The 8,381-nt window shown below is 56.0% G+C and carries 3 protein-coding genes; 1 reads left to right on the top strand and 2 read right to left on the bottom strand.

The annotated features are described in order from the left end of the window. The first annotated feature begins 325 nt into the window (after positions 1 to 325). The gene (locus HDF16_RS25995) at positions 326 to 3,952 is read left to right on the top strand and encodes a carboxypeptidase-like regulatory domain-containing protein (protein WP_184223145.1); all 3,627 of its coding nucleotides are present in this window, start codon (positions 326 to 328) and stop codon (positions 3,950 to 3,952) included. Between the two features lie 118 nt (positions 3,953 to 4,070). Here the strand turns inward: HDF16_RS25995 and HDF16_RS25990 are convergent, their stop codons facing one another. Further along, complete coding sequence (locus tag HDF16_RS25990) at positions 4,071 to 5,021, bottom strand: tetratricopeptide repeat protein (RefSeq protein WP_221313204.1); 951 nt, start codon at positions 5,019 to 5,021, stop codon at positions 4,071 to 4,073. Positions 5,022 to 5,761: 740 nt separating this feature from the next. Continuing rightward, complete coding sequence (locus HDF16_RS25985; protein WP_184223141.1) at positions 5,762 to 8,350, bottom strand: glycoside hydrolase family 95 protein; 2,589 nt, start codon at positions 8,348 to 8,350, stop codon at positions 5,762 to 5,764. Between the last annotated feature and the right edge of the window lie 31 nt (positions 8,351 to 8,381).

The following is an 8,381-nucleotide window of genomic DNA, read 5'->3' as shown; positions in this document are numbered from 1 at the left end:
ATCAATGAACAACTCGAACTCCAACCGGCCTGACGTCCAGATCGAACGGCACCTCTGGGACGCCCCTGTCCATGCCTACTTTTTGCAACAGAGCCGTTTTTGCCGTTTGGTATGGGCATCCCATTTGTGCGTTTACGGATCGTGATGCAACGTTTTAAAAAAAGATTGACATTGGTCCGACCAAAGCTTACCGTTCATCGTGCTTTCAAAGTAAAGGTTTACTGAAACGTATAAACAAGACGAAGTCGTCATCTCTGGTGGGAGGCGACTTCTTAGCAAAAATGTGATTAGACGGTAGCGATTTTCACTTTTAGGGGAGACTAATATGTGGCATAGGAAAAGTCTGGTCGGGGTTGTAATCGTAATCGGAATACTCAGCGGGTCGCTCCGCGCCCAATCAAACGCAGGTTCCATCACCGGCACCATCACGGATCCGACCGGCGCGAACGTAACTAGCGCATCCATCACGGCGGTGGACGTAGCCACCGGCCAGGTCGCAACAACAATCAGCAGTTCAGCCGGTGATTTCCGCTTCCCCTCGTTACAGGTTGGCGACTACAAGGTCACCGTGACCAGCAAGGGCTTCAAGTCCGCCGAGAGAACCAGCGTCGTGGTGCAGATTGGCACCACGACAACGCTTGAGATCTCTCTCGCCGCCGGATCGCAGACTGAGACCGTGACGATCACCGCCGATGCGCCCCAACTGCAGACCGAGAGCTCTGACGTCGGCACCGTTGTCACGCCGCGGCAGGTGCTGGATCTGCCGCTTTCCACAAACGGCAACGCCATTCGCAACTCTCAGAGCTTTGTTTTCCTTACGCCAGCGACCTACGGCACAGGAACCGGCGGAGGAACGTTCGAAGGCGGCGTCTCTGGGGGGCAGGCTTTCGGCAGTGAGATCCTCTTCGATGGCGCCAGCCTGCAGGTAGAGAGCTTTGGAGACGGTTTCGCGGACGAAATCCTTCCCTCGGTCGAGGCCACGGGTGAGTTCAAGGTCTTGATCGGCGGCATCCCCGCGCAGTACGGCAGAACCAGCGGCGGTATCCAGAGCTACGCCTCGAAGTCAGGCACGAATCTCTACCACGGCACCGGCTTCCTAATCTATCGTGACACAGCATTCGATGCAAACACCTGGTTCAACAATCGCGATCGTGCGGTTAACGGTGCGAACGCCGGCAACGTGACTCCTCCGGATAACAAGAAGAACTACGGTCTGGCGTTTGGCGGTCCTGTTCGCATTCCGCATCTGTATGACGGTCGAGACAAGACGTTCTTCTTCTTCGCTTGGGAGCAGTTCAAGAACACGCAAGGCTACGCTGGACTGATTACATTGCCAACGCCCGCCAACCTCACTGGCGACTACTCCGCAAACCTCACCACAACCGTCATCGGAACAAATCCGTGCGACGGATCGAATATCTATCAAGGACAGATCTTTGACCCCAGCACAGCCAAAACTGTAGGTGGGGTTCAGTGCCGGACAGCTTACCCCGGCAACATCATTCCGGCTGCCCAGATTAGCCCTGTTGCGTCCGCCATTTCGGCCTACATTCCGAAGGCGTCTACCGCGCTCACCAACAACTACAACTTCGCTGGATCCTATCCCATCATCAGCACGGCCGAGTCGATGCGCTTTGACCATTCGCTGAACCAGAACAACAAATTCTTTGTCTCTTACAACGTGCGTGACAACGTGCGCAACAATAATCTCGGCGGAACGCTACAACTGCCCATCACTCCGTTCATTACCTCCCAAGACCTGCCAACGCACCTCATACGCGGCGGTTATGACCGCATCTTTTCGCCGACCCTGCTCAATCACCTAACGGTTGGCTTCACCCGCGTCCTTAACAAAGAGGGTTTCATTACACCCTCGTTAGGGAAAGATTTCTCACAACTGGTTGGTTTGCCCGGCGGCGATGGCCTTTATTTTCCCGGTATCGCCATCCAGGACAGCACAAGTGCATTCGGTAATCCCGTCGATCCCCACAACGACGGTTATAACTCCAAAATCTCCGACAACTCCTTCTATCTGGGAGATAACGTATCTTTCACCAAGGGCCGGCATAATCTATCGATCGGCGGAGAATACCGCTATGCAATCTCGATCTCCAGTTTCCTGAGCTTGCATAACGGCACGTTCGACTTCTCTCGCGAGCAGACTGCGGCATCCGTCAACTCTGCCAACGGCAGCGGAAACGGCTTTGCCAGTTTCCTTCTCGGACAGGTTGGTTCTGCAACCGTAAAGCAGAACTTCATCACCTCGCGCAACATCGGCCAGTACGAGGCGCTCTACTTACAAGACGAGTTCAAGGTTCTCAAAGACCTTAATCTCTCGCTCGGTATCCGCTACGATGTGGACCTGCCCTTCAAGGAATCTCACGACTTCGGATCACAGTTCAGCCCCGCGGTCATCAATAGCGGGGCCGCGGGTACAGGCACCTTGGGAGCGTTGGTCTTTGCAGGCAGCGGTTCAGGCAAGGATGGCTTGAGCTCTCGCTGGTCGAACGTTTACTACAAAAACATCGAACCCCGGCTAGGCTTCTCCTACGCTCCCGGTTTCTTGAATCATAAGACCGTACTTTCCGCCAGCTATAGCGCTTTGAACTCCCCTATTCTGCAATGGCAGCAGATTTACGGCGGCTTACCTGCCGGATATTCGAATATCAGTCAGATTAACAACACTGGAAATGGCTTCTCGCCTGCGGAGTTGCTCGATCCAGGCTCACGCGCTACACCCCTCAACCTTCACCCCGGCAGCTTCGGCGTTCCCTCCATTCCAACGACGGCCAGCTTTGACCGCTCGCAGCGAAATGGCCAGGATATCAACTACACCAAACGTGACTTCGGTAAACCAGGCTTCGACCAGACTTATACTGCTTCCGTCCAGCAGGAGTTCGCACCTGACCTGATCTTTACGCTCGGCTATCTGGGAGAGCGCGGAGTTCATCTCGGATCGAACCTTCTGTACCTCAATGACATCAACCCTTCGAACTTCACCTTAGGCACGAAGCTCAGCGACCCATTCGATGGTTCGGGCGCGGCGGTCGATGGCGTTGCTTCTCCATTCGCTGGATTTACCGGAAACGTAGCCCAAGCGCTTCGCCCGTACCCGCAATACAACAGAGTTAATACTGGCGCCTACGGTGAAAATCACGGCCAGCTCTCCTACAATGCTCTCACCGCGAAGCTTGAACGGCGCTATCGCAACGGGCTCAATCTGCTGGCATCTTACACCTGGTCGAAGATCCTCACCGATACGGGTAACATCATTGGAGGCAGCCTTGGGGGTGCCTATACCTCGAGCATTCAAAACCCCTTCAACCCTAAGGGCGAAAAGTCGGTCTCGCCACAGGACGTTCCGCAAATCTTTGTGGTGAGCTACCTCTACGATCTGCCTGTCGGTAAAGGTCGTGCGTTCCTGAACAACAACAAGTTCGTTGACTATGCGATAGGGGGATGGTCCGTCAGCGGTATCCAGCGTTATCAGTCGGGTCAGCCTAACGGATTTGGTTGTGCAACCGGGGTTCCGGGCTTCGATAACTGCATCCGTTACACTCTCGTTCCGGGAGTGCAGCTCCAGTCGGATGCCCGCCGGAGCGGTAAGTTCAATCCCACAACCGATGTCTGGTACAACCCGAAGGCAGTCGTCGATCAGAATCAGGGCCCGGCATTTCAGGCAAACGGCGGAGCGTATACATTCGGCACAAAGCCCCAGTATCAATCCAATGATCGCGGTTTCGCCTTCCTTGAAGAGGACTTTGCTCTCATCAAGCGCACCCATATTACAGAACAGCTAGCGCTACAATTCCGCGTCGAAACCTTCAATGCGTTCAACCGCCACGTCTTCGGCGGACCTGACGGCAACCCGAACGATCCCGGTTTCGGGACCGTGGGCGGCCTGAATAATAGCCCCCGCGCACTACAATTGACACTCCGAGCGGAGTTCTAGGCCTTGGGAGTTGAGGAAGGCTTCGCATTTGCGCGAGCGATCTGCGCGGCCTTCCTCATTCAGTTGGCGCGACATCGCATACGCGCACCCAGTGCTGCACGGTCTCTTGAAGTCGCGATCATGGAAATAGCTCTTCGTTTGGTACTCCCTCGTTAGATTTCGCGCCGGATAGATTTGCTGCCTCTGCAAACTCGCCTTTGGCTTCCTCGACGCGTCCGGCCCGGCGATAAACGCGGCCCAAAAAGAAATGGAGTGCTTCGGTATCGGGCGAAAGCAGCAGCGCCTGATTCAATTCAGTAATTGCCTCATCGAACCGGCCGAGTTGTTCGTACGACAGAGCTATTTCTGCAAACGTCATTGGATTTCGGGGGCCCGCTTCTTTAGCAGCTAACAGATAAGGTAGTGCCTGCCCGACATGTCCCTGCTGTCGCAGCAGCATACCTAAATCGAGAAAAGGCTGCGGATCTTTGATCCCGATAGTTTCTTGCCACTTGATCGCTTTTTCATAGGCCTCTTGTGCCTGGTCAAGGCGCTGGGTCTTCTCGAAGATGAGCCCGAGGTTGTACTCCGCTTTGACGTTGTGGGCATCGATACGCAGACACGTCAGAAAAGATATCTCGGCACCTTCAACCCGGTTCTCGTTAAATTGGGTCCGACCAAGCAAATACCAGGCTTTCGCCATCTGTGGGGCAAGCTCGGTAGCCTGGGTCAGCCAGCGCTCCGCGTCGTCATAGTCCTTCATCAGAATGTAATCGGAGGCAACTCCAACTAACTCGTCTGCACCCGGAGTGCGAAACCGGGCACCAAGCGTATACTCGGCCAACGAATCGCTTGGTCTACGCTCATAAAACAAGACCAGACCGAGCAGAAAATGCACGTCCGGAGAGGTGGGCAAGCGCTCCAGCTCTGAGCGTAAGAGTGTCTCAGCCGTCGAGAACTCCCTTTGATTGATCGACTGACGAACGGCAATGAGGGAAGCTTCCGGCGCCTGCGCCTGAATATAGGGGGAAGTTGCGCACCATGCGACGACAACTAGGATGTTTAACGCAAAATTAACCCTGAAATTCATATGTCCCAGCGTTTCCAATGTCGGAATCGAAAGCGTCTTTCGATTCGCTAGTGAGCCTTATTCGGGAATAATTTATTTAGCTGCGTTCTACCCATATGAAAATCCCGGTAAGGCTCGGGGTGACAAACTTGCGTGTGTGTAAGAGGCCAGACCTCGGCTTTCCATCCAGTCCCAGACAAGCTTTGTGATTTGATAGGAAAGATTGAGGGCTAGCCGTTTACTGTGAAGAACACGACTGAGGAGTCTTGACTCCAAAGTAGATACTTTGTTCATGGGGTGGAACCTTCGCTCCAGAATATCCCGCTCAGGACCAAAAATCTATAAGCTGCGGGCACCTCAACCTCAGTCTCATTTCCGAAGCACGCTTCCTCGCTATCAGTCAGGCAGCAATACCGGCCATTCCGGTAGATCTTCCTTCTTTTCGGACCAAACCTGAGCTGCAGGTGAGGATGACACGCTACGCAAACGGCGCAAGTGCCGTCACGGTATTCAATTTAGCAGATGGTCCAGCTACGCTACCCCGTTCTCTCGAGCAACTCGACACTCTTCGCGATACAGACCGCAATCTCCAGATACCACTGGAATCACATGGCTTGCGGTTGCTTCGTTTCGCCATCTCAACATCATCAATCCCTTCGGCACTGCCGCATTGAAGTTCCCATTGTGCCCTTACCCGCAAAGGAAGAGACAATATCCGGTAACCGCCTTGAGGCGCTGCGCCTTTAGCAAGGAGTGCACAGCTACTGAAACGACCCATGCGGCGCCGAAAGCTGGAGTTCTCCGCCACTCTTCGGCGTAATCTCAATCTGCTGTCCGGGCCTAAGTTGTACCGGCATCGTTGTTGTGCCATATCGAACGCGCGCAGTGTTTCCGGCTATGCTGTGAAGCGTTGCGCCGATCAGTTTGCCACCACTCCAGGCAAGGTCTACTTCAAAGCCTCCACGTGCGCGCAGACCCTGTATCGAACCCTGCGGCCAACGGGAAGGCAATGCTGGCAGCAGGTCGATCACATAGTTGTCTTCCACGCCTCCAGGGGTATCGGTGTAACGCAGATTGCTTTGCAGCAGCATCTCGTCAATGCCAGAGGTGCCACCGAAGTTGCCGTCAATCTGAAACGGCGGATGCGCGTCAAACATGTTGCTGTAAGTACCTCCGCCTTCGCCGTGGTAGTCCATCGTTGTGCCCCCGGCGAGGCGTAGTTGTTGGTTGAGGATCTTAAGCGCGTGGTCCCCGTCACGCAGACGCGCATACAGGTTGATCTTCCAGGCGTTGCTCCATCCCGTTGCCTCATCGCCGCGCAGCTCAAGAGACTCCCGAACCGCACTTGCGAGAGCCGGCGTCGTCTGTGGGGTGATCTGCCATCCGGGATAGGCGGCAAAGAGATGAGAGATATGGCGATGGTTCATCTCGGGAGCATTCTGGTCCCAATCATGACCCCACTCTTCCAACTGTCCCGCCTTACCAATTTCAAGCGGGCGGATCTTCGCTCTCGCATCTTGCAGCTTCACGCGAAAATTGTCATCGGTCTGAAGAATCTCGCTCGCCGCAATCGCATTGGTAAACAGATCCCAAATGATCTCGCGTTCGACTGCTGAACCATCCACCACCGACCCAACCACACCACCATCCGTACGGAAGCGGTTCTCTGGAGAGAGTGAAGGCGACGTGATCAGTTTCCCATTGGCATCGGCAACGAGGATGCTGAGATAGAACTCCGCCGAGCCCTTTAGCACGGAGTAATAGGTGCGCAGGAAGTCGCGGTCCCGGGTAAAGGCATAATGCTCCCATATGTCCTGCGCGATCCAGCCGCCCCCGCCAAAGAACGGCCCCCAGGGCATCCCGTCGCCGGGTGAGGTCCATCCCCAGGCGTTAGCGGTGTAGGCAACGACCCAACCTGGCGCGTTGTAATAAGCCTGTGCGGTCTTCGTGCCGGGCTTCACCAGACTTGCATCGAAGCGGATTGCCGGCAGGTGCAGTTCGCTCAGGTTGGCGGTCTCCGAGGGCCAGTAGTTCATCTGGTAATTGATGTTGGATTTGTAGTCGCTCTTCCACGGGAGATCGAGTCCATCTCCCCAAATACCCTGAGAGTTCGAGGGCAGCGGGTTGTCGGGCCGGCTCGAGGAAATGAGCAGATAGCGGCCCATCTGGTAATACAGTGCCGCAAGCGAAGGATCTCGGCTACCGTCCGCATAATTCTTAATGCGTGTGCCGGTCTCTTCGTTCGAGGCTTCCGTCGCGGGAAGATCGAAGCGGACGCGGTGAAAGAAGCTCTGATACTCGGCGATGTGGCTTGCCTTGAGCGAGTCGTATGCTTTGCCTGCAGCCGCCCGCATCTGGGCCACTGCCGTCGCATGCGGATCTTCGCCTTTGTAACCCTTGGTGTAGTCGAGAACAAAGGACGTACCGGTTGTCAGCAGGATGGTAGCCTCGTTCGCGCCTTCAACGATTAGCTTGTCCCCAACCGTCCGGACGGAGCCGCCGACGATACGCACGGTCAGACGCGCTTCATAGTCCAGATTGCCCGGCCTTGCTGGCTGCGCTGGCCGGGCGGGACGGCCAGGAAATCCCTTACCTGGTCCCGAAGTCGCCGGAGGAATGGCGGGATGCGCGGACTGCGCCGGGAAGGTCGTGTCCCCTCGCATCACCAGCGTGTCATTGCCCTCGGATGTAGTGGTAGCACTGGCCAGGCGGCTCAGCCTGACGTTAAAGCTGATCTTCCCTGGGCGATCGGCCATGAAATGGCCGACGATCGCGTGATCGACTGCGCTGGAAAACGCTTCGCGGTGGTATCGCACGCTATCGGCAGTGAAGTCCACGCCCGTGATGCCGCGATCGAGGTCGAGCCAGCGCAGGTAGTTGGTAATCCGACCGGGGCCAAGCTGATGGTCGAAGGTGAGATCGCCAAGTGTCTCGTAGGAGGGCCAGTATTCGCTATCGCCGGTGCCAGCCGTGGTGAGATTGCTTTGCACGAGCGCCTGGGCCTTGGCGTAGTCGCCTTCGCCGAGCGCACTCCGGATGGCGGGCAGCGCCTTATATCCACCCTCCCGGTCAGCGTGGGGCATCGGTCCACCGGACCACACAGTGATGTCGTTCAACTGGAAGCGGTCTTTTTCCGGGTCGCCGAAGATCATTGCGCCCAGACGTCCATTGCCGATGGCGAGCGCATCGGTCCAAAGCTTGGCGGGACTGCGATACCAGAGCGTAAGTGGCGACGCGTGAATGGCCTGTTCCCGCTGAATGATACGTGCGGGCGTAGCGGACTGCGCGAACGCAACCGCGCTGGCGACCACTACGAAGCTAAGTATCGATAGGCGGCGGCAAAGAGGCATCGTGTACTCCTGGAAGAAATCGTTCCGACAC

This window comes from Granulicella aggregans, from assembly GCF_014203275.1.
Lineage (GTDB): Bacteria > Acidobacteriota > Terriglobia > Terriglobales > Acidobacteriaceae > Edaphobacter.
Note: the sequence above shows the minus strand (reverse complement) of the source record. Positions and strands in the feature narration are given on the sequence as shown.